Source organism: Pseudomonas sp. BGI-2 (assembly GCF_004310295.1).
Classification (GTDB): domain Bacteria; phylum Pseudomonadota; class Gammaproteobacteria; order Pseudomonadales; family Pseudomonadaceae; genus Aquipseudomonas.
On sequence record NZ_SISB01000008.1, the window covers coordinates 27,842 to 51,796 of the forward strand.

3 protein-coding genes are annotated in these 23,955 nt (G+C 63.1%); all 3 read left to right on the forward strand.

Going from position 1 to position 23,955, the window contains the following annotated elements; genetic code table 11:
* Positions 1-10,968 carry a non-ribosomal peptide synthetase gene (locus EYC95_RS07775; protein ID WP_131059831.1) on the forward strand — a complete coding sequence of 3,656 codons (10,968 nt, stop codon included), beginning with the start codon at positions 1-3 and terminating at the stop codon, positions 10,966-10,968.
* Positions 10,968-22,733: a non-ribosomal peptide synthase/polyketide synthase gene (locus EYC95_RS07780; RefSeq protein WP_131059832.1), complete on the forward strand. Its 11,766-nt coding sequence runs from the start codon at positions 10,968-10,970 to the stop codon at positions 22,731-22,733. The genes EYC95_RS07775 and EYC95_RS07780 overlap by 1 nt, the downstream gene beginning before the upstream one ends.
* Positions 22,734-22,895: 162 nt before the next feature.
* The gene (locus EYC95_RS07790; RefSeq protein WP_131059834.1) at positions 22,896-23,852 is read left to right on the forward strand and encodes an alpha/beta hydrolase; all 957 of its coding nucleotides are present in this window, start codon (positions 22,896-22,898) and stop codon (positions 23,850-23,852) included.
* Positions 23,853-23,955 lie beyond the last annotated feature (103 nt).

A 23,955-nucleotide genomic window follows, 5' to 3' on the forward strand; every position in this document is an offset into this window, starting at 1 on the left:
ATGAATGCTGAAGACTCCTTGAAACTTGCTCGCCGGTTTATCGGGTTGCCCCTGGAAAAGCGCCAGATGTTCCTTGCGGCCTTGCAAAAGGAAGGCGTTGATTTCGCCCGGTTCCCCATTCCTGCCGGTGTAGAAGCCGAAGATCGCCAGGCGCTGTCGTACGCCCAGCAACGCATGTGGTTTCTCTGGCAGCTGGACCCGCAAAGCGGTGCGTACAACCTGCCCGGCGCGGTGCGTCTGACCGGGCGTCTGAGCCTGCCGGCGCTGGAGCAAGCCTTCGCCAGTCTCGTCGAACGTCACGAAACCCTGCGCACAGTGTTCCAGCGCCAGGCCGACGACACCTTGCTGCAAGTACCGGCCAGCGCGCCGTTGGTCATCGATCATGTGGATTTAAGTGCGATACCGGCCACGGAGCGCGAAGTGGCAGTCGCCCAAGCGGCGGAGCAGCAATCGGTGCTGCCGTTTGATCTGTCAGTCGGCCCGCTGCTGCGTATCACCTTGCTCAAACTCGCCGATGAAGAACACGTGCTGCTGCTGACCCTGCACCACATCGTTTCCGACGGTTGGTCGATGAACGTGCTGATCGACGAATTCATCCGTTGCTACGACGCCTTCGAGGCCGGCACGCAACCGCAACTCGCGGCGTTGCCGATCCAGTACAGCGACTACGCCTTGTGGCAGCGCCGCTGGCTGGAGGCGGGCGAACAGGCGCGTCAACTCGATTACTGGCAAGCGCAACTGGGTGACGAACACCCGGTGCTGGAACTGCCCTCCGATCACCCGCGCCCTGCGATGCCGAACTATCGCGGCACCCGTTACGAGTTCGCGGTCGACGCGCAACTGGCCGAGCAACTGCGGGCCACGGCGCAGAAACACAACATCACCCTGTTCATGCTGTTGCTCGGCGCCTTCAATGCGCTGCTGCATCGCTACACCGGTCAGACCGACATCCGCGTCGGTGTGCCGATTGCTAACCGTAACCGCGCCGAAATCGAAGGCCTGATCGGTTTCTTCGTCAACACCCAGGTGCTGCGCACTCAGCTCGACGGCCAGACCCGCGTCGACGAGTTGCTGCGCGCCATCAAGGAAACCGCCCTCGGCGCCCAGGCCCATCAGGACTTGCCGCTCGAGCGCCTGGTCGAGGCGCTGAAACTGGAGCGCAGCCTCAGCCACATGCCGCTGTTCCAGGTGATGTACAACCACCAGCCGCAAGTCGCGGACATTTCCACCGTCAGCACCGCCTCTGGTCTGGCCCTGGGCGTGATCGAGTGGGAGGGGCGCACCACGCAGTTCGACCTGACCCTCGATACCTACGAAAAGGGCGGCAAGCTGCACGCCGCGCTGACCTACGCTAACGACCTGTTCGACGCCGCAACCATCGCGCGCATGGCGCAGCACTGGAAGCATTTGCTGCAAGGGATGGTCAGCGATTCGCAGCAGCGCATCAGCGATTTGCCGTTGCTTGAACGTGCCGAATACCAGCGCATCGTGCATGACTGGAATCGCGCTGATGAAAGCTTCAACCAAGATTTGTGCATTCATGAACTGATCAGCCGGCAAGTCGCGGAGAGCCCGGATGCGCTGGCGGTGACCTTTGCCACTAAGCAACTGACCTACGCCGAACTCGACGCTCAGGCCAATCGTCTGGCCCACAAGCTGATCGAGCTGGGCGTGGGGCCGGAAGTCCGGGTCGGCGTGGCCATGCAGCGTTCCGATAACTTGCTGGTTGCACTGCTCGCCGTGCTCAAGGCCGGTGGCGCTTACGTGCCGCTCGACCCGGATTACCCGGCCGAACGCGTCGCCTACATGCTTGAAGACAGCCGCGCGCTGGTGCTGCTGACCGAGCAATCGGTCGCCGCGACGTTGACCGTGGCAGCTGATACGCAAGTGCTGCTCATGGACGACATGACGTGGGCTGCTTACCCAACCAGCGCGCCGATCACCCGCGTCACGCCGGATAACCTCGCCTACGTCATCTACACCTCCGGCTCCACCGGCAAGCCCAAAGGCGTGGCCATCGCCCATCGCAACGTGCTGGCGCTGATTGACTGGTCGAAATCGGTCTACAACCGCGAAGACATCCAGGGTGTGTTGGCCTCGACCTCGGTGTGTTTCGACCTGTCGGTGTGGGAACTGTTTGTAACTCTGGCCAACGGCGGCTCGGTGATCATCGCCCGCAACGCCCTGGAATTACCGCAACTGCCGGCCCGTGATCAGGTGCGCCTGATCAACACCGTGCCATCGGCGATCAATGCGTTGCAGCGCGACGGGCAGATCCCGCCGAGCGTGCGCATCATCAACCTCGCCGGCGAGCCGCTGAAGCAAAGCCTGGTGGAAGCGCTGTATCAGCAGCCGACCGTCGAGCACGTCTACGATCTGTACGGGCCGTCGGAAGACACCACCTATTCCACCTGGACCCGCCGTGAAGCAAGCGGTCGCGCGAACATCGGCCGACCGCTCAAGCATACCGCCAGCTATTTGCTCGATGCCGACCTGCAACCGGTGCCGCAAGGCGTGTCCGCCGAACTGTACCTGTCGGGCGCGGGCATCACCCGCGGTTACCTCGCACGCCCTGGCATGACCGCCGAAAAGTATGTGCCAAACCCGTTCGCCAGCAACGGCGAACGCCTGTACCGAACTGGCGACCTGACCCGTTATCAGGCCGACGGCTCGCTGCAATACGTCGGGCGTATCGACCATCAGGTCAAGGTCCGTGGTTTCCGTATCGAGCTGGGTGAAATCGAAGCGCGGTTGTTGCAGCAAGAGGCCGTCCGCGAGTTGGCGGTGTTGGCGCAGGACGGCGTCAACGGGCAGCAACTGGTCGCCTGCATCGTGCCGACCGATCCGGCGTTGGTGGATGACATCGATGCGCAGGCGACCCTGCGTGAAACCCTGAAAGCAGCACTGCGTCTGCATCTGCCGGACTACATGGTCCCGGCGTTCCTGCTGTTCCTTGAGCAACTGCCGCTGACCCCCAACGGCAAACTCGACCGCAAGGCCTTGCCGGCAATCGATGGTTCGCAGCAACAGCGCGAACACGTCGCACCGCGCACCGTGATGGAAAAAGCCCTCGCCGCGATCTGGCAGGACGTGCTGGCCATCGACAACGTCGGTCTTGAAGACAACTTCTTCGAACTGGGTGGCGACTCCATCGTTTCCATGCAAGTGGTCAGCCGCGCGCGTCAGGCCGGGATCGTGTTGAGCCCCAAAGACCTGTTTCAGCACCAGACCATCCGCAGCCTGGCCCAAGCGGCTCGATGCGGTGAGCAATCGTTGATCGATCAAGGCCCGGCGGTGGGCGCGGTGGCGTTGGCGCCGGTGCAACAGTGGTTCTTCGAACAAGCCATCCCCGAGCGTCAGCACTGGAACCAGTCGCTGCTGCTGGTGCCGCGCGAGGCGTTGAACGTCGAGGCGCTGGACCGCGCATTCGAGCAATTGCTGACCCATCACGACAGCTTGCGCTTGCGTTATGAACAGACCGCCGAAGGTTGGCAGCAAGCCTACGCCGCTCCGACCACGGAGTCGGTGTTGTGGCAACGTCAGGCGCAATCGGTCGAAGCGCTCAACGCTCTGTGCGATGAAGCCCAACGCAGTCTCGATCTGCAAAATGGCCCGTTGCTGCGCGCGCTGTTGGTGGCGATGGCCGACGGCTCGCAGCGTTTGTTGCTGGTCATTCATCACTTGGTGGTGGACGGTGTTTCCTGGCGCGTGCTGCTGGAAGATCTTCAACAGTTCTACAGCGGCAGCACCGTGAAATTGGCGAAAACCAGCACCTATCAGCGCTGGGTTGCTCGCCTGCAAGCGCACGTTCCAGCCTTTGAAAACAGCCTCGTTCACTGGCAAACCCAACTGCGCGACGCTCCGAACGATTTGCCCTGCGACCGTCCGAACGGCGCGCTGCAAAACCGCTTCGAGCACAAACTCGAGATCAAACTCGACGCCGAGCAAACCCGCAAACTGCTGCAACACGCCCCGGCGGCGTATCGCACCCAGGTCAACGACCTGCTGCTGACCGCGCTGGCACGCGCGTTTTGCCGCTGGAGCGGGCAGGGCAGCGCGCTGATTCAGCTCGAAGGCCATGGCCGCGAAGACCTGTTCGACGACATCGATCTGACCCGCACTGTCGGCTGGTTCACCAGCCTGTTCCCGATCAACCTGATGCCGTCGGGAGACCTCGGCGCGTCGATCAAAACCATCAAGGAACAACTGCGCGCCGTGCCGGACAAAGGCCTCGGCTACGGCGCGTTGCGCTACCTCGGCACCCCGGCGATTCAAGCCGAACTGGCCGCGATGCCGCAACCGCGCATCACCTTCAACTACCTGGGGCAGTTCGACCGCCAGTTCGACGACGCCGCGATGTTCGTGCCGTCCACCGAAGGCAACGGTGTGGCCCAGGATCCATCGGCCCCGTTGAGCAACTGGCTGACGGTCGAAGGCCAAGTCTACGGCGGCGAGTTGGCGCTGAGCTGGGGTTTCAGCCGCGAGATGTTCGACGCGGCGAACATTCAGCGTCTGGCGGACGATTACGCACTTGAGCTCAACGCGCTGATCGAGCACTGCTGCGGCGTTGAAGTGCCGCAGGCCACACCGTCGGATTTCCCGCTGGCGCGCATCAGTCAGGCGCAACTCGACGGATTGCCGGTCGCGACCCTTGAAGACCTGTATCCGTTGTCGCCGATGCAGCAGGGCATGCTGTTCCACACCCTGTACGAACCGGAAGTCGGCGCCTACATCAGCCAGTTGCGTCTGGACATTCAAGGCCTCGACCCGCAGCGTTTTGCCCAAGCCTGGCAAACCGCGCAGGAGCGTCACGACATCCTGCGCAGCTGCTTCCACTGGCAAGGCCTCGACACCGCGCATCAGGCGATTGTCCGTCAGGTCGCGTTGCCGCTTGAGGTGCTGGACGCCACCGACACCGATGCGCTGGCCGACGCCGAGCGTGCTCAAGGTTTTGAATTGGGCAGCGCGCCGCTGTTCCGCTTGAAACTCGTGCGCACGGGCACCCATGACTGGCACCTGATCTACACCAGCCACCACATTTTGATGGACGGCTGGAGCAACGCGCAGTTGCTCGCCGAAGTGATCCAGCACTACGCCGCGGGCCAGTCGTTGCCGGCACCGACCGGGCAGTACCGTGATTATCTGGGTTGGTTGCAGCAGCAGTCCGCCGCTGCTGGCGAGCTATTCTGGAAAGCGGCACTGGCACCGCTGGAAGCGCCGACCTTGCTGGCCGAAGCGCTGCGACCACCGGTTGGCGCCGAGGGCAGCGAGGCGTTGCGCGTCGCCCTCGACAGCCGCGCGACCCAACGCTTGGCCGAGTTCGCCCGGCAACAGAAAGTCACCCTCAACACGTTGCTGCAAGCAGCGTGGAGCCTGTTGCTGCATCGCTACACCGGTCAGGATTGCGTGGTGTTCGGGGCGACGGTCGCCGGGCGTTCGGCACCGTTGCCGGGGATCGAAGAGCAACTCGGGTTGTTCATCAACACGCTGCCGCTGGTGTGCGCGATGAAGCCGAATCAAACCGTCAGCCAATGGCTCGGCGAGTTGCAAGGGCTGAACCTGGCCATGCGCGAGTTCGAGCACGTGCCGCTTTACGACATTCAGGGCTGGGCGGGGCAGCAGGGTTCGGCGTTGTTCGACAGCCTGCTGGTGTTCGAAAACTTCCCGGTGGCCGAAGCGTTGAAACAGGGCGCGCCGGCCGGGCTGTCGTTCGGCAACCTGCACAACCACGAACGCACCCATTATCCGCTGACCTTGGGCATCGAACTGGGCGAAGGCCTGAGCCTGGACTTCAGCTACGACGCGGCGCGGTTCAGTGCCGCTCAGGTCGCTGAGTTGTCGGCCAATCTGCAGCATCTGCTGACGCAATTGGTTGCGCAGCCGGACGCAGCATTGGGCGCGCTGGAACTGCTCGATGTCGATGGCAAAAATGCGGTGCTCGCGATCAGTCAGCCGGTGAGGGTTGAGTTATCCACAACATTTTTCGTCCACGAACAAATCGCGGCTCAGGCTGCCGCCACTCCGCAAGCATTGGCATTGCAGGTCGATGGTCAGACCTTGAGCTACGGCCAATTGAACGCTCAGGCCAACCGCCTGGCCCATCGCCTGATCGACAACGGCGCCGGTCCAGGCTCGCGTGTCGGTCTGGCGCTGAACCGTGGTCCGCAACTGATCGTCAGCCTGCTGGCGGTGCTCAAAACCGGCGCGGCTTATGTGCCTTTGGACCCGAAATACCCGGCCGAACGCTTGGCGTACATGATCGACGACAGCCGCCTCGACGTGCTGCTGTGCGAGTCCGGTCTGCTGGAGGATGTGCCCGGCGTGCTACGCCTCAGCCTCGACGACAACGCCGGCTACCCGGACAGGGACCCGCAAAACCACGCAGTCGCCGAAGACCTGGCCTACGTCATCTACACCTCCGGCTCCACCGGCCAGCCCAAAGGCGTGGCCATCGCCCATGCCGCGTTGCGCGAGTTTTGCCAGACCGCCGCCGACTATTCGGTGCTGTCGGCGTCGGACCGCGTGTTGCAGTTCGCGACCTTCAGCTTCGATGGCTTCGTCGAACAATGCTTCCCGGCGTTGTGCGTCGGCGCGGCGTTGATCATGCGCGGCGATGACGTGTGGGACGCCGGTCGTCTCGCCGCCGAAATCGTCCAGCACGGCGTGACTGTGGCGGACTTGCCGGCCGCTTACTGGTATTTGCTGGCCCGCGAATGCGCGAGCGGCGTGGTAAGCAATCTCGGTGCTTTGCGCCAGGTCCACGTCGGCGGCGAAGCGATGTCGGTTGAAGGCCTGCGCTTGTGGCATCAGGCTGGTTTGAGCCATGTGCGACTGCTCAACACCTACGGCCCGACCGAGGCGACTGTGGTGTCCAGCGTGCATGAGTGCCGTCTCGACGATGCCAGCGATGCGTTCGGCATTCCGATCGGTCGCGCCATCGCCGGACGTGCGCTGTACGTGCTGGACGCGGCGGTTCAATTGTTGCCGTCCGGCAGCGTTGGCGAACTGTGCATTGGCGCCCCGGCTTGCCTCGCCCAAAGCTATTTCGACCGTCCGGCGCTGACCGCCGAACGTTTCCTGCCGGACCCGTTTGCCCGTGAGCCGGGCGCGCGCTTGTACCGCAGCGGCGATTTGGCGCGCTACAACGCCGAAGGGAATCTGGAATACGTCGGCCGTATCGACCATCAAGTGAAGATCCGCGGTTTCCGCATCGAAATGGGCGAGATCGAAGCCTGCCTGCAAGCCCGTGAAGACGTGCGCGAAGCGGCGGTCATCGCTCAGGACGGCACGCAACTGGTGGCGTATGTCGTGGCCAACGGCGCGGTGGTTTCTCAGGCCAAATATTTGGAAGGACTCAAAGCCGTTCTGCGTCAGTCGTTGCCGGAATACATGGTGCCGAATCACCTGGTCCTGCTGCCGAAACTGCCGCTCAACAACAACGGAAAACTCGACCGCAAAGCTCTGCCGCGTGCTGAAGCGGGCGATGCGCAACGCGAATTCGTGGCCCCGGCCGAAGGGCTGGAAACGCAACTGGCGCTGATCTGGCAGGAAGTGTTGCAGGTCGAACGCGTGGGTCGTGAGGACAACTTCTTCGAACTGGGCGGGCACTCGTTGCTGGTGCTTCAGGTGATTTCGCGAGTGCGTCAGCAGTTGCAGCTCGAATTGTCGGTGAGCAGTCTGTTTTCCGCTGCGAATCTGGCGGAATTTGCCCAGCGTGCAGCGCAAGCGAATGCCAGCGGCCAACCGGCCCTGCAACCTGCGCCGGTCGATCAACCGCAAATTCTGTCGTACGCCCAGCAGCGCCAATGGATCCTCTGGCAGCTGGACCCGCAGAGCCCGGCCTACAACATTCCCGCCGCGCTGCGCCTCAAAGGCCCGCTGAACCGCGAAGCCCTTCGCGAAGCTTTCGTCCAATTGCAGGCCCGTCACCAGACCTTGCGCACCACCTTTGAACAGGATGGCCAGCAGGCACGCCCGGTGCTGCACGACACATTGGCACTGCAACTGGAACAACGCGCCCTCGATCAAGCCTCGGTCGACACGGCGGTGGCCGAAGAAATCGCCCGTCCGTTCGACCTGCGCAACGGTCCGCTGTGGCGGGTGTTGCTGCTGCAAGTGAACACCGAGGAACACGTGCTGGTGCTGACCGTGCACCACATCGCCGCCGATGGCTGGTCGATGCAGGTCATGGTCGATGAGTTCAGCGCGTTGTATCAGGCGGCCGTAGAAGGTCGGGCTGCCGATCTGAATAGCTTGCCAGTGAACTACAGCGACTACGCCCGTTGGCAGCGCGACTGGCTGGAAGCGGGCGAGGGCGCACGCCAACTGACATGGTGGAGCGAGCAACTGGCCGGCAGCCAGGCGTCGCTGGAGTTGCCGAGCGAACTGACCCGTCCGGCCCGTCGCACCGAGCGGGGTGCCAGCCTGATGCTCAATGTGGATCACAACTTGCTCGCCGGTTTGCGCAAACGCGCCCATGAACAGCAAGTGACCTTGTTCATGCTATTGCTGGCGAGTTTACAGACCTTGCTGCATCGCCAGAGCGGGCAGTCGAGTATCAGCGTCGGCGTGCCGAGCGCCGGTCGTTCGCGTCTCGAAACCGAAGGCCTGATCGGCTTCTTCATCAACACCCAGGTACTGCGTGCCGATATCGATGGGCAGCAGCCGTTCAGTGCGTTGCTGCAACAGGTCAAGCAGGTTGCATTGGGTGCCCAGGCGAATCAGGACTTGCCGTTCGAGCAGTTGGTCGACACCTTGCAACCGGACCGCAGCCTGAATCACAGCCCATTGTTCCAGGTGCTCTACAACCACCAGCAGCAGTTGGGCGCCAGCGTCGAGCGCACCGTTGCAGACTTGAACGTCGAACGTCTGAACTGGCAGCAACACACCACACAATTCGACCTGGTTCTTGATACTCAGGAGCAAGGCGAAGCACTCGACGCCAGCCTGACCTACGCCACGGATCTGTACGACGAGGCTTCGATGCAGCGCCTCGCCGAGCAGTGGCTGAACCTGCTGCGCGCGGTGGTCAGCGATCCGCAGCAACGGGTCGCCGAGCTGCCACTGATTGACGGGTCGCAGTGCGATGCCCTGGTGCAGCACTGGAATCCAGCCTTCCAGGCACAACCGACGTCGCCGACCCTGCACCAGTTGATCGAAGCTCAAGCTGCACAACGGCCGGACGCCATCGCTCTGGTCTACGAAGGCGAGCAACTGACTTACGCCGCACTCAACGCCCAGGCCAACCGACTGGCGCGCAAACTGCGCGAGCAGGGCGTCGGGCCTGAAGTGCGCGTGGGCATCGCCACCGAGCGGGCGATGCCGCTGGTGGTTGGCTTGCTGGCGATTCTCAAGGCTGGCGGCGCCTATGTGCCGCTCGATCCGCAATACCCGTCCGAACGCCTGAGCTACATGATCGAAGACAGCGGCATCACGTTGCTGCTGACTCAACAACACCTGATCGACGGCCTGCCGGCCCGGGACGGCGTGCAGGTGCTGAGCCTGGAATCGTTGCAACTGGATGCGTTCAGCGACGACAACCTGCCGGCGCTGGCGACCCCGGATAACCTCGCCTACGTGATCTACACCTCCGGTTCCACCGGCCGGCCAAAAGGCGCTTTGCTCAGCCATGGCAACGTCGGACGCCTGCTCACAGCCACCGCTGGCGAGTTCAACTTCGGCCCGGACGATGTCTGGACGCTGTTCCATTCCTACGCCTTTGATTTCTCGGTATGGGAGCTGTTTGGTTCGCTGTGCACCGGCGGGCGTCTGGTGATTGTGCCGTATTACATCAGCCGCGAGCCGCAGGAATTCCACCGCTTGCTGTGCGACGAAGGCGTGACGGTGTTGAACCAGACCCCGACCGCGTTCCGCCAGTTGTTGCCGATTGCCTGCGCCAGCGAACGAAGCATGGCGCTGCGTCAGGTGATTTTCGGTGGTGAAGCGCTGGAAATCGCGAGCCTGCGCCCCTGGTTCGAACGCTTCGGTGACCAACAGCCAACCTTGGTCAACATGTACGGCATCACCGAAACCACGGTGCACGTGACCTACCGCGCCATCCGTTTGGCCGACCTCGACGGCAAGGCTCAAAGTCCAATCGGCCTGCCGATCCGCGACCTGCGCTGGTACTTGCTCGACAGCCAGTTGCAACCGGTGCCGGTGGGCGTGGCGGGCGAGTTGTACATTGCTGGCGCCGGTCTGGCACGGGGTTATCAGGGGCGTTTCGGCCTGACCGCCGAGCGTTTTGTGCCGAGCCCGTTCGAGGCCTCGCAGCGCCTCTATCGCAGCGGCGACCTGGCGCGTCAGCGGGCCGACGGCAGCATCGATTACCTCGGGCGCATCGACCAGCAAGTGAAGATCCGTGGTTTCCGCATTGAACTGGGGGAAATCGAGGCTGCGTTGCTGGCCCAACCGGGCGTGCGCCAAGCCGTGTTGAGCGTGCATGCCGGCGACGGCGGCCCACAGCTCTGCGCCTACGTCGTGGCCGAGCAGACACCGACTGACCCGATTGCCTGGCGCGACAACCTGCGCGCCGCGCTCAAGGTCGATCTGCCGGATTACATGGTGCCGAGCCACTGGCTGCTGCTCGAGGCCTTGCCATTGACCAGCAACGGCAAGCTCGACCGCAAGGCCTTGCCGGTGCCCGATGCGCAGGAATGGCAGAGACCGTTCGAAACCCCCGAGGGCGAGCTTGAACAGCAACTGGCCGCGATCTGGGCCGAGGTGCTGGGCGTGGCGCAGATCGGTCGGCGCGACAACTTCTTTGAATTGGGCGGGCATTCGTTGCTCGCCGCCCAGGCCAGTGCCCGTGTGGAACTGGAACTGGGCATCGAGCTGCCGCTGCGCGCGCTGTTCGAATCCACCGACCTGCAGGCTTATGCCGCCATGGCCGGGCAACACGCCCCGGCTGACAACGATGCACGTCTTGATGCGCTTGAGTCGCTTCTCGACGAGATGGAGATCAACTGATGGAACACACCACTGCACAGCGTATCGCCAGCCGCTTCGCCGGCCTGCCTGCCGACAAGCGCCGCGAGTTTCTGCAACGCATGCAAGAGCAGGGCGTGAGCTTCGGGCAACTGCCGATTCCGCCTGCCGCCGAGCCGCAAACGACCTTCGAACTGTCGTACGCGCAGCAGCGCCAATGGTTCCTCTGGCAACTTGATCCGCACAGTTCGGCGTACAACATTCCGGCTGCGTTGCGTTTGCACGGGCCGCTGAATGTTGCGGCGTTGCAGCAAAGTTTCGATGTGCTGCTGGAGCGGCATCAAAGCCTGCGCAGCCGGTTCGTCGAGGATGACGGACAGGTGGTGCAGACGCTGGCCGGGTTCACCTCGCTGCCGATTGAACAGATCGACCTGCGCGGCGAACCTCAGGCACAGCGCCTCGATCAGGCGATGAACAGCGTCGAGCAGGAAATTGCCCGGCCGTTCGATCTGCAGCACGGTCCGCTGTTGCGGGTCAGCCTGTTGCAACTCAACACCGAAGACCACGTGCTGCTGCTGACCCTGCACCACATCGTCACCGATGGCTGGTCGATGGGCGTACTGGTCGAAGAGTTTTCCCGACTCTACGCCGCGCATTGCCAAGGCCAACGGGCAGCGCTGGAAGCACTGCCGATCCAGTATTCCGACTACGCCCTGTGGCAACGCCGCTGGATGGAAGCGGGCGAGTTGGAGCGTCAACTCAACTGGTGGCGCGAAACGCTGGGCAGCGAACAACCGCTGCTCGAATTGCCCACCGACCGTCCACGCCCGGCGCAACCGAGCCAGCGCGGTGCGCGTCTGGATTTCGCCCTCGACGCGACCTTGGCCAGCGGCCTGATGAGCCTGGCCAAACAGCGCGGCGTCACACCGTTCATGCTGTTGCTGGCGAGCTTCCAGGCGTTGCTCTATCGCTACAGCGGCCAGTCCGACCTGCGCGTCGGCGTGCCGATTGCCAACCGTAATCGCGCGGAAACCCGTGGCCTGATCGGCTTCTTCGTCAATACCCAGGTGATGCGTGCTGAACTGGACGGACGTCTGCCATTCAGCCAATTGCTCGACCAGACCCGCGCCGCTTCGCTGGATGCTCAGGATTATCAGGACTTGCCGTTCGAGCGTCTGGTGCAAGCGCTGCAAGGTGAACGCAGCCTGAGCCACAGCCCGTTGTTCCAGGTGATGTTCAACCACCAGCAAGCCAAACCGGCGGCGGTCAGCGGCTTGCTCGCCGGCCTGCGCGTCGAGGCGCTGAATGCCACGGCGCACACCACGCAATTCGACCTGCAACTGGACACGCAGGAAGAGGGCGACAAGCTGTTCGCCAGCCTGACCTATGCCACCGATTTGTTCGACGCTGAACGCATCGAGCACCTGGCTCGTCACTGGCGCAATCTGTTGGCCGGTGTACTGGCGAACCCGCAATGCCCGCTCGCCGAGTTGCTATTGCTGGATGCGGATGAGCGCCTGCGCATTCTGGACGACCTCAACGACACCGCTCAAACCTATCCGGGTGAAATCTGCGTGCAGCGCCATTTCGAAGAACGCGTGGTCGAAAACGCTGAGGCGACGGCGCTGGTGTTCCAGGGCCAGTCCTTGAGTTACGCCGAGCTGAACCTGCGCGCCAACCGCCTGGCCCATCACTTGCGCGCCCAGGGTGTCGGTCCGGAAGTGCTGGTGGGGATTGCCTGCGACCGTTCTTTCGAAATGGTCGTCGGCCTGCTGGCGATTCTCAAGGCTGGCGGCGCGTATGTGCCGCTGGACCCGGAATACCCGGTTGATCGCCTTAGCTACATGATCGAAGACAGCGGCATTTCGCTGTTGCTGACTCAGGAGCATCTGCTGGCGCAATTGCCGACGCTCGACAACGTGCGCACCTTGTGCCTGTACGCCGAGGCCGATTGGCTGAGCGACTTGCCAGGTTCCGATCTGCAAAACCTTGCGGTCGCGGAAAACCTCGCTTATGTGATTTACACCTCCGGTTCCACCGGCAAACCGAAAGGCGCCGGCAATCGCCATGTGGCACTGCATAACCGTCTGGAGTGGATGCAGGAAGCCTACAACTTGCAGCCTGCGGACCGCGTGCTGCAAAAGACGCCGTTCAGTTTCGACGTGTCGGTGTGGGAGTTTTTCTGGCCGCTGATGAAGGGCGCCACCCTGGTCATCGCCGCGCCGGGCGAGCACCGCGATCCGCAGCGTCTGGCCGCATTGATCGTCGAGCAGGCGATCACCACGTTGCACTTTGTGCCGTCGATGCTCTCGGCGTTTATCGGTGCCGACGAGGCGCTGGCCTGCACTTCGTTGCAGCGGATCATTTGCAGTGGCGAAGCGCTGCCGATGGAACTGCAACGCCAGACCCTGCGCAACCTGCCCCAAGCCACTCTCTACAACCTCTATGGCCCGACCGAAGCGGCCATCGACGTGACTCACTGGACCTGCGTGGAAGAGGGCCGCGACAGCGTGCCGATCGGTCGTCCGATCGCCAACCTGCGCACCTGCATCCTCGACAGCGAACTGCAGCCGTTGCCACTCGGTGCGGTGGGCGAGTTGTATTTGGGCGGCGTTGGCTTGGCGCGTGGTTACCACCGTCGTGGCGCGCTGACCGCCGAGCGTTTTGTAGTCGACCCATTCGGCAGCGGCGAGCGTCTGTACCGCACGGGTGACCTGGCGCGTTATCGCGCTGATGGCGCCATCGACTACTGTGGGCGCATCGACCATCAAGTGAAGATTCGCGGTTTGCGCATCGAACTGGGCGAAATCGAAGCACGTCTGCAAGAGCATGCCGACGTACAGGAAGCCGTGGTGCTGGCCCTCGACGGCCCGAGCGGTAAGCAACTGGTCGCGTACATCGTGCCGCAGGACCGAGCATTGGTCCGCGCCGATGCCGAGCAGCAAGGCGCATGGCGCGAAACCCTGAAAAGCCATTTGCTGGCGAGCCTGCCGGATTACATGATGCCGGCGCAGACCGTGCTGATCGAGCAAATGCCGCTGAGTCCGAACGGCAAACTCGACCGTAAACGCCTTCCGGCGCCGACTGCGCAAGTCAGCCAGCGCGCGTTCGAAGCGCCACGCAGCGAATACGAGCAGGTGCTGGCGCAGATCTGGCAGGACGTGTTGGGTGTGGAGCAGGTTGGGCGTCAGGACAACTTCTTCGAACTTGGCGGCGACTCGATCATTTCGATTCAGGTGGTCAGCCGTGCGCGTCGAGCCGGCCTGAGCCTGCAGCCGCGTGACCTGTTCCAGCAGCAAACCTTGCAAGCGCTGGCCGCCGTGGTCAAAGAGCAAGCGGCACCGCTGGCGCAACAAGGGCCGGTGGACGGTGTGCAAAAACTCACGCCGATTCAGCGCTGGTTTTTCGACGAACCGATCCCGCAGCGCGCGCACTGGAACCAGGCGGTGCTGCTGGTGCCGCGTGAAACCCTCGAATTGCCACGCCTGCAAGCGGCGCTGCAGCGCCTGCTCAAGCAACACGATGCGCTGCGTTTGCGCTTCAGTCAGGTCGATGGCCAATGGTCGGCGCGCTATGTCGGTTCCGACAGCGCCGACGTCATCGATATGCTCTGGACCGCCCGCGTTGCCAGCAATGAATCGCTGGAATCGGTGTGCGACGAAGCGCAGCGCAGCCTTAGCCTGCAAGACGGGCCGTTGCTGCGCGTCGCGCTGATCGCGCAGGCCGATGGCTCGCAACGTTTGCTGCTGGTGATCCACCACTTGGCGGTGGACGGTGTGTCGTGGCGGGTGTTGCTGGAAGATTTGCAGGCGGCTTACCAAGGGCAAGACCTGCCGCCGAAGACCAGCGCCTTCCAGGCCTGGGCCGATAAGCTCGACGCTTATGCGCGCTCCGATGCCGCTGCCAGCGAGCTGAGCTGGTGGCAAGATCAACTGGCTGATGCGAGCGAATCGCTGCCAGCCGCCAACGCTCAGGCCAGTCAGGCCGGGCATCTGCGCCAGGGCGTCAGCATCGGTCTGGACCGCGAACAGACCCGCCAGTTGCTGCAACAGGCACCGGCGATCTACCGCACGCAGGTCAACGACCTGCTGCTGACCGCGCTGGCCCGCACCCTCAACCGCTGGACCGGCGACGAGTCGGCGCTGATTCAGCTCGAAGGTCACGGCCGCGAAGAACTGTTCGACGACATCGACCTGACCCGCACCGTCGGCTGGTTCTCCAGCCTGTTCCCGGTGCGCCTGACGCCGACCGCCGACCTTGCCGGTTCGATCAAGGCCATCAAGCAGCAGCTGTGCGAGATCCCCGGCAAAGGCATGGGTTACGGTCTGCTGCGTTACATGGGCGATGCCTCGGCCCAAGCGGCGTTGGCCGCGTTGCCGCAAGCGCGGGTGACCTTCAACTACCTTGGGCAGTTCGACCAGAGCTTCGCCGAGGACGCACTGTTCACCCCGGCCACGGAATCCAGTGGCGCCGCGCAATCGGCCGACGCTCCGTTGCCGAACTGGCTGTCGGTGGACGGCCAGGTGTATGGCGGTGAACTGAAACTCGACTGGACCTTCAGCCGCGAATGCTTTGACCTGCGCGAGATCGAAACGCTGGCGGCGGATTTTCGCAGCGAGTTGCTGGCGCTGATCGCCCATTGCCTGAGCGATGGCGCGGGCGGCGTGACCCCAGCGGACTTTCCATTGGCGCGTCTGACCCAGGCGCAGCTCGACGGCCTGCCGGTGCCGCCGGCGCAGATCGAAGATGTGTATCCGTTGTCGCCGATGCAGGCCGGGCTGTTGTTCCACAGCCTTTACGAGTCGGAGTCCGGCGTGTACGTGAACCAGCTCAGCGTCGAAGCCCGTGGTCTCGACGGCGAGCGTTTGGGCCGGGCGTGGCAAGCGGTGATCGACACCCATCCGATCCTGCGCAGCAGTTTCCACTTCCCGGATGGCTTCGAAGCGCCGATGCAATTGGTGCATCGTCATCTGCAATTGCCGCTGACCTGCCTCGACTGGCGCGCCCGCAATGATCAGACCGACGCGCTGGCGCAGTTGATCGACAACGAACGGCTGCAACTCGATTCGACTCGGGCACCGTTGATGCGCTTGACCCTGGTGCGCCTCGACGATGAGCGTCAGCAACTGATCTACACCCACCATCACCTGTTGCTCGATGGCTGGAGTAATTCGCTGTTGTTGAGCGAAGTCCTGCAGCGTTATGCCGGGCAGGAAGTGCAGGCGCCGATCGGGCGTTTTGCCGATTACATCGGCTGGTTGCAACGTCAGGATGCCCACGCCGACGAGATCTTCTGGCGCGAGCAACTGGCGACCCTCGACAACCCGACCCTGCTGGCGCAGAGCCTGGCCCATGGCGACAGTAAAAATCTGTCTACGGCGGAATTTTCCGACCATTGCCAGACCTTCGATGTCGCCACCAGCCGCCGCTTCAGCGAGTTTGCCCGTCAGCAAAAAGTCACGCTCAACACCCTGGTGCAAGGGGCTTGGGCGCTGTTGCTGCAACGCTATAGCGGTCAACGCAGCGTCGCGTTCGGCGCGACCGTGGCGGGGCGGCCGGTGGACTTGCCGGGGGCCGAAAGCCAGCTCGGCCTGTTCATCAACACCTTGCCGGTGATCAGCAGCCCGGACGCAGTGGAAAGCGTCGGTCAATGGCTGACCCGCTTGCAGGCGCAGAACCTGGAAATGCGTGAGCATGAGTTCACCGCATTGGGTGACATTCAGCGCTGGGCCGGACGTGCCGGTGAGCCGCTGTTCGACAGCCTGCTGGTGTTCGAAAACTTCCCGGTAGCCGAAGCGCTGCAACAGGGTGCGCCGGCCGGGTTGAGCTTCTCGATTGCGCAGAACCACGAACGCACCAACTTCCCGCTGACCCTGGCGGCCACCGCCGAGAGTCAGTTGAGCCTGAACTGGAGCTACCAGTGCGCGCATTTCAGCAGCGAGGCGATTGTTCGCATGAGCGAGCATCTGGCCGCGCTGCTGGCGGCGATGGTCGCCGCGCCAAATGCTGCATTGAGTGATCTGGACCTGCTGACCGCGCCGGAACGCACACAACAGTTGGTGGAGTGGAACCCGGCGTTTACTGCGACGGAAAACCCGTTGTGTGTGCATCAGTTGATCGAGGCCCAAGCGGTCATCCGCCCGGACGCCACGGCGCTGATCTTCAACGACCTGGAATTGAGCTTCGACCAACTCAACCGTCGCGCCAACCAATTGGCCCATCGTCTTCGCGCACTGGGCATCGGCCCGGAAGTGCGGGTTGGTCTGGCGATGCAGCGTTCGCCGGAAATGATCATTGGCCTGCTGGCGATCCTCAAGGCCGGCGGCGCATACGTGCCGCTGGACCCGGCTTACCCGACGGAACGCCTGCGCTACCTGATGGAAGACAGCGGTATTTCGCTGATGATCAGCCAATCGTGGCTACGTGAAAAACTGCCATTGCCCGAAGGCCTGCCGGTGCTGGAAATCGACCGCGAGCCGCTGGAGCAGATGTCGGAAACCAACCCGGTCAATCTGACCTGCGGCGAAAACCTCGCGTACCTGATCTACACCTCGGGCTCCACCGGGCGGCCGAAAGGCGTCAGCGTGGCCCACGGTCCGTTGGCCATGCATTGCCTGTCGATCGGCGAGTTGTACGGCATGACGCCTGACGATCGGGAGCTGCAATTTGCCTCGATCAGCTTCGACGGTGCCCACGAACGCTGGCTGACGCCGCTGGTGTTCGGTTCGGCGGTGATGCCGCGCGACGACGAGTTGTGGAGCGTGGAGCGCACGTGCGCGGAGATCGAAAAGCACGGCATCACCATCGCCTGCTTCACCCCGACCTATCTGTCGCAGATCGCCGATTTCATGGGCGAAGCGGGGCGCAATCTGCCGATCCGTTCCTACACCCCGTGCGGTGAAGGCATGGCCAAGCACGCGTTCGACGAGGTCCAGCAGGTGCTGCAGCCGAAGCGCCTGATCAACGGCTATGGCCCGACCGAAACGGTGATTACGCCGCTGATCTGGCTGGCGTACCCGGATACCGAATTCGACTCGGCATTCATGCCGATTGGCCGGCCGGTGGGCAACCGCAGCGCTTACATCCTGGACGGCGGTTTGCAGCCGTTGCCGGTTGGCGTCGCGGGTGAGTTGTACCTGGGCGGCGAGGGCGTCGCCCGGGGTTACCATCAACGTCCTGACCTGACCGCCGAACGTTTCGTGCCGGATCCGTTTGTGCCGGGCGCGCGTTTGTATCGCAGTGGCGACCTCGCGCGGTTCCGCGCTGACGGTGTCGTCGAGTACCTCGGCCGTATCGACCAGCAAGTAAAGATTCGTGGTTTCCGTATCGAACTCGGTGAAATCGAAGCCTGCCTGCTGGAACACGAAGGCGTGCGTGAAGCGTTCGTGATCGATCGCGAAGGCCCGGTGAGCCGGCAGTTGGTGGGTTATGTGGTGCCGCGCGATCCGCTCGCCGATGAGCACGATTTGCGTGAAGCGCTGACTCTGCACCTGCGCAGCCGTCTGCCGGCGCACATGCTGCCGGCGCATTTGATGTGTCTGGCCGCGTTGCCGTTGACGCCGAACGGCAAGCTCGACCGTCAGGGCTTGCCGGCGCCGCAAGCCACTCGGCAGAACCACGATCACGTGGCCGCCGCATCACCGGCCGAAGCCTTGCTGGTGGAGATCTGGCAGGAACTGCTGGGGCTGGAGTCGGTGGGTGTCACCGAGAACTTCTTCGAACTGGGCGGTGATTCGATCATCTCGCTGCAAGCGGTAAGCCGTGCCGGGCAGCGCGGGTTGGTGTTCAGTCCGAAGCAACTGTTCGAGCAGCAGACCATTCGTGCACTCGCTTCGGTGGCGACCAGTCGTGAAGCGGCGTTGGTTGAAGCGCCCAAAGTCCCTGCTTTTTCGCTGGTGCCGCACATCGACATCGCTGCCCGTGAAGGGCTGCAAGACATGTATCCGCTGTCGCCGATGCAGCAAGGCATGTTGTTCCATTGCCTCGATTCACCGGAGCTCAACCCCTACGTCAACCAGTTGAGCGTGGCGGTCGACGGTTTGCAGGTGCCGCGATTCCGCGCCGCTTGGCAAACCCTGGTGGAACGTCATGAGGTGCTGCGCGCGGCGTTCCGTTGGCGCGATGGCTTGGCCGATCCGCTGCAAGCGGTGTTTGCCGATGTCGAATTGCCGATCGAAGAACTCGACTGGCGCGAACGTACCGACACCGAGCAGGCGCTGAGTGAGCTGGCGGCTGCGGAACAGGCCAAGGGCTTCGACCTGAGCTGCCCGCCGCTGATGCGTTTTATCCTGGTGCGTCTGGGCGATGACCGTTACCAGATGATCTGGATTTACCATCACCTGTTGCTCGACGGTTGGAGCGCCTCGCGTTTGCTGGGCGACATGCTGCGCCTGTACCACAACGACAGCCTGCCGACCCTGACCGGGCGTTACGCCGACTACATCGCCTGGCTGCAACGCCAGGACGGTGCACAAGCAGAAGGCTTCTGGCGTGAGCGTCTGGCGTTGCTCGAAGAGCCGACCATTCTGGCCAAGGCCTCGGGTGCGACAGGCTCCGGTCACGGCGTGATGTACAGCAACCTCGATGCTGAAGCCGCGCGCAAATTGCACACCTTCGCCAAACGTCAGCGCGTGACCCTCAACACGCTGGTGCAAGGCGCCTGGTTGTTGCTGTTGCAACGCCACAGCGGCCAACGCAGCGTCGCGTTCGGTGCCACGGTGGCGGGGCGTCCGACCGGTTTGGCCGGCGCGCAGGACATGCTTGGCCTGTTCATCAACACCTTGCCGGTGATTCAGACGCTGGATCCGCAACAGCCGCTGGGCGAGTGGCTGCGCGACTTGCAGGATTACAACCTGATGGTCCGCGACTACGAGCACACGCCGTTGTCGGACATTCAGCGCTGGGCCGGGCAGGGTGGCCAGGGCCTGTTCGACAGCATCATCGTGTTCGAAAACCATCCGGTGGACCGTGCCTTGAAAGGGGGCGAAGAAGGTGAGCTGCGCTTTGCAGAAGTCGGCAGTGGCGGGGTCACCAACTTCCCGATGGACTTGATGGTCAGTGCCAACGAAGAAGGCCTGGAAGTCGAATACCTGTTCCTGCGTGATCGCTTCAGTGACGTGGAAGTCGAGCGGATTCGTGCGCAGCTCGAGGGATTGCTGCGTGCGTTGCCTGAGGATGCTGCTTGTCTGCTCGGCAACATTGGCTTACCTGAAGCGCGTTGGAGTTTGCCGCAGGTGTCCGACGACAACGCCGATTTGCTCCACGCCTTCAATCAACATGTGCGTATTCAGCCGCAGAAAATTGCTTTGATCTGTGAAGATCGGGACGTCAGTTATGCCGAGCTTGAGGCGCAGGCCAATGGGTTGGCGCAGCAATTGATCGGTCGCGGTATTGGTCCGGAAAGTCTGGTGGCTGTGGCGCTGCCGCGTTCCGAGCGCACCATCGTCGCATTCCTCGCGGTGCTCAAGGCCGGGGCGGCTTATCTGCCGCTGGACCTCGCGTACCCTGCCGAGCGACTGGCCTACATGCTCAGCGATTCGGCCGCCAGCCTGTTGCTCTGCGACAGCGATCTGGGTGAACGGTTGACGCTGGCTGATAGCCCGCCGCGCTTGTTGCTCGATCAGCTATCCGTTGCCGGCAGCACCGAGTGCCCGGTTTCCCGACCGTTGCCGGGGCACCTGGCGTACCTGATTTACACCTCCGGTTCCACTGGCCAACCGAAAGGCGTGACCGTGGCGCGGGGGCCGATTGCCCGGCATTGCCGCGGCATCATCGAGCTCTACGAACTGGCACCGCGCAGCCGCGAGTTGCACTTCATGTCGTTTGCCTTCGACGGTGCTCAGGAGCGTTGGCTGAGCGTGATGCTGGCCGGTGGCAGTCTGGTGATCCGCGATGACAGTCTGTGGACCCCGGAGCAAACCCTGGAAGTGATGCAGCGTCACGGCGTCACCGTGGCCTGCTTCCCGCCGGCGTACCTGCAACAGATGGCCGAAGTGGCCGAGCGCCTGGGCAATCCTCCAGCGGTCGAGGTGTATTGCTTTGGCGGTGATGCGGTGCCGGAGGCCAGCTTCGAGCAGGTCAAACGTGCCTTGCGTCCGCAGCGTCTGGTCAACGGTTATGGCCCGACCGAAACCGTGGTCACGCCGCTGCTGTGGCGTGCCGAAGTCAGCGAAACCTGCGACGCGGCCTATGCACCGATCGGTCGTGGCGTGGCCGGGCGTGGGTTGTACGTGCTGGATGCCGACCTCAATCCGATGCCGGTCGGTGTCAGCGGCGAGTTGTATTTGGGCGGCGAATGCCTGGCGCGCGGGTATCACCAGCGTCCCGGCATGAGTGCCGAACGTTTCATCCCGGACCCGTTCGAGGCCGGTGGCCGCATGTACCGTACCGGCGACCTGGTTCGCCAGCGCGAATGCGGGTTGATCGACTACTTGGGGCGGCTTGACCAGCAGGTGAAGATCCGTGGTTTCCGCATCGAGCTGGGCGAAATCGAAGCGCGTCTGCGTGATTGCTCCGGCGTGCAGGATGCCGCCGTGGTGGTGCACGACACGCCGACCGGCAAGCAATTGGTCGGTTATGTGGTGGCGGCCGGTGTTGTTGGGCTGGATCGTCGCTTGAAGTCTGAACTGCAAGCGCAACTGCCTGACTACATGGTGCCGGCGCGCATTCTGGTGCTGGAGCGTTTCCCGCTGTCGGCCAACGGCAAGCTCGACCGTCGCGCTCTGCCTACGCCTGAATGGGCGCTCGGCGGTTATCGCGCGCCACGCAACGATCTGGAAACGGCGCTGGCCGCGATCTGGCAAGAGGTGCTCGGCGTGCCGCAAGTGGGCATCGACGACAACTTCTTCGAACTGGGTGGCGACTCGTTGCAGGTGCTGAAGGTCATCTCGCGGGTGCGCAGTCAACCGCAACTGGGCTTTGAATTGAAGCTGCGGGATCTGATGCAGAAACCGTGCATCGCCGAACTCAGTGGTTATCAGGCTGCCGAGCCGGTTGCAGCGGCGCCGGACCCATTGCTGGCGCTGAATGCGCGGATTCCGAATGTGCCGGCGCTGTTCTGCCTGCACGCCGGTTTCGGCACGGTATTCGACTACGAACCGCTGGCCCGTCGTCTGGAAGGACGGCGCACGGTGTACGGCGTGCAATGCCGCATGCTGCTTGACCCGCACTGGCAGGACGAATCGTTGTTGGCCATGGCGCAAGCCTATGCGCAGCGGATTCGCAGTCAGCAGGCCAAGGGGCCGTATTGCTTGCTGGGCTGGTCGTTGGGCGGTGCGCTGACGCAATTGGTCGCCCATGAACTGGAAGCTCAAGGTGAAACCGTGGCGTTTGCCGGGCTGGTCGACAGCTATGTGGCCGGCACCGCAGAAGCGGGGGACTGGCGCGAGGACCTCGGTGACTTCCTGACGTTTGTGCTGGGTCTGCCAGCCGACGAGGCTCAGGCGCTGATCGCGCTGAAAGCCGCTGGCATGAGTGAACGCGAGGGCTCCACCGCCGTCATCGAAGCCGCCTTGCACGGTTCCAATGAACAAGCCGCGTTGGGCGCTGGGGAGCTTACGCAGATCTTCGCCACCGGCTCACGCCTCAAGCAACTGGCGCTGGCGCATCGGCAACTGCCGGCGATCCAGGCCTCGGCCCATCGCTGGTGGGTGGCTGAACGCGAGGATGAACGTCGGGTGTTTGAGGCGCAGGTCGGCAGTCATGGTGTGGATCGGCTGTTGGCTGGCGGGCATTACGAGCTGTTGCGCGGTGATGAGTTGCTTGATGAGCTTGAAGACCTGTTGGAACGCAGGCCAGCTATCGCATAGCCCCTGTGGGAGCGGGCTTGCTCGCGAAAAGGGAGTGTCAGTCGATATTCATGTCGCTGACACACCGCATTCGCGAGCAAGCCCGCTCCCACAAGATCCTCGTTCCTTTCAAGATTTTCCAATGCCCGATTTATTGACCTATTTTTGTGAAGGATTCATCCCATGGCTGTGTTGCCAGAACTTGAAGCATTTCTCGAACTCGCCGAGTTCGGCCGGATGACCGGCAAAAGTCGCGCGATGCATGAACAGTCGCCACAACAGGCGCGGATCGATTTTGAAGCCTCCTCCGGGTTTCTCGATGTGCCGCTGGACAGCGTTGCCTGCGAGGACTTCACCCTTGCTGCGCGGGACGGCCACAGCTTGTCGGCGCGGCTGTATCGCGATGGGCAAGCGGTCGACGGGTTGCAGCCGGTGGTGTTGTATTTTCATGGTGGCGGCTATGTGGTCGGCAGCCTGGATTCCCATGATGCGCTGTGCCGGCGACTGGCCTCCCAGGGCGGGTTTGCGTTACTGACCGTGGATTACCGACTGGCGCCGGAGTGGCGTTTTCCGACACCGGTACAGGACGCCTGCGATGCTGGCAACTGGCTGGTGCGCGAGGGCGCAGCGCGGGGGCTGGACGCGAATCGGGTGGCGCTGGTCGGCGACAGCGTGGGCGCAACGTTGGCCACGGTGTTGTCGATCATGGCCGTGCGTGAGCCAGAGGAATTGGCGTTGAAACCCAAGGCGCAGGTGTTGCTGTACCCGGTGACGGACGCGACGACCCAGCGTGCCTCCCATCGTGATTTCGCCGAGGGCTATTTGCTGGAGACACCGACGCTGGACTGGTTCTACGCGCATTACGGGCGCACGCCAGCGGACCTGTCGGATTGGCGTTGCTCGCCGTTGCTGGCGGCGGACCTGTCGGGCGTGGCACCGACGCTGGTGTACCTGGCCGGGCATGATCCGTTGCATGACGAAGGGGCGGCGTATGCCGAGCTGTTGCGCGCGGCGGGGAATGAGGTGACGTTGCTGGAGCAGCCGGGAATGACCCATGACTTTATGCGCATGGCGGGATTGCTGGGGGAAGTGGAAGGGATTCACTCGGAAGTGGCGGGGTGGGTGCGTTCGCGGGTTTGAGTTGACATAAAAAAACCGCCATTCCTGGGTCAGGGGTGGCGGTTTTTTTGTGTCCGGTATGGGGGATTTCTGGTGGGGCGACAATTGCCTTCGTGGGCAAGCC

Bases quoted from the DNA above. Each gene is read 5' to 3' on its own strand.
- EYC95_RS07790 (WP_131059834.1), top strand. From the start codon at position 22,896: ATGGCTGTGTTGCCAGAACTTGAAGCATTTCTCGAACTCGCCGAGTTC.
- EYC95_RS07775 (WP_131059831.1), top strand. From the start codon at position 1: ATGAATGCTGAAGACTCCTTGAAACTTGCTCGCCGGTTTATCGGGTTG.
- EYC95_RS07780 (WP_131059832.1), top strand. From the start codon at position 10,968: ATGGAACACACCACTGCACAGCGTATCGCCAGCCGCTTCGCCGGCCTG.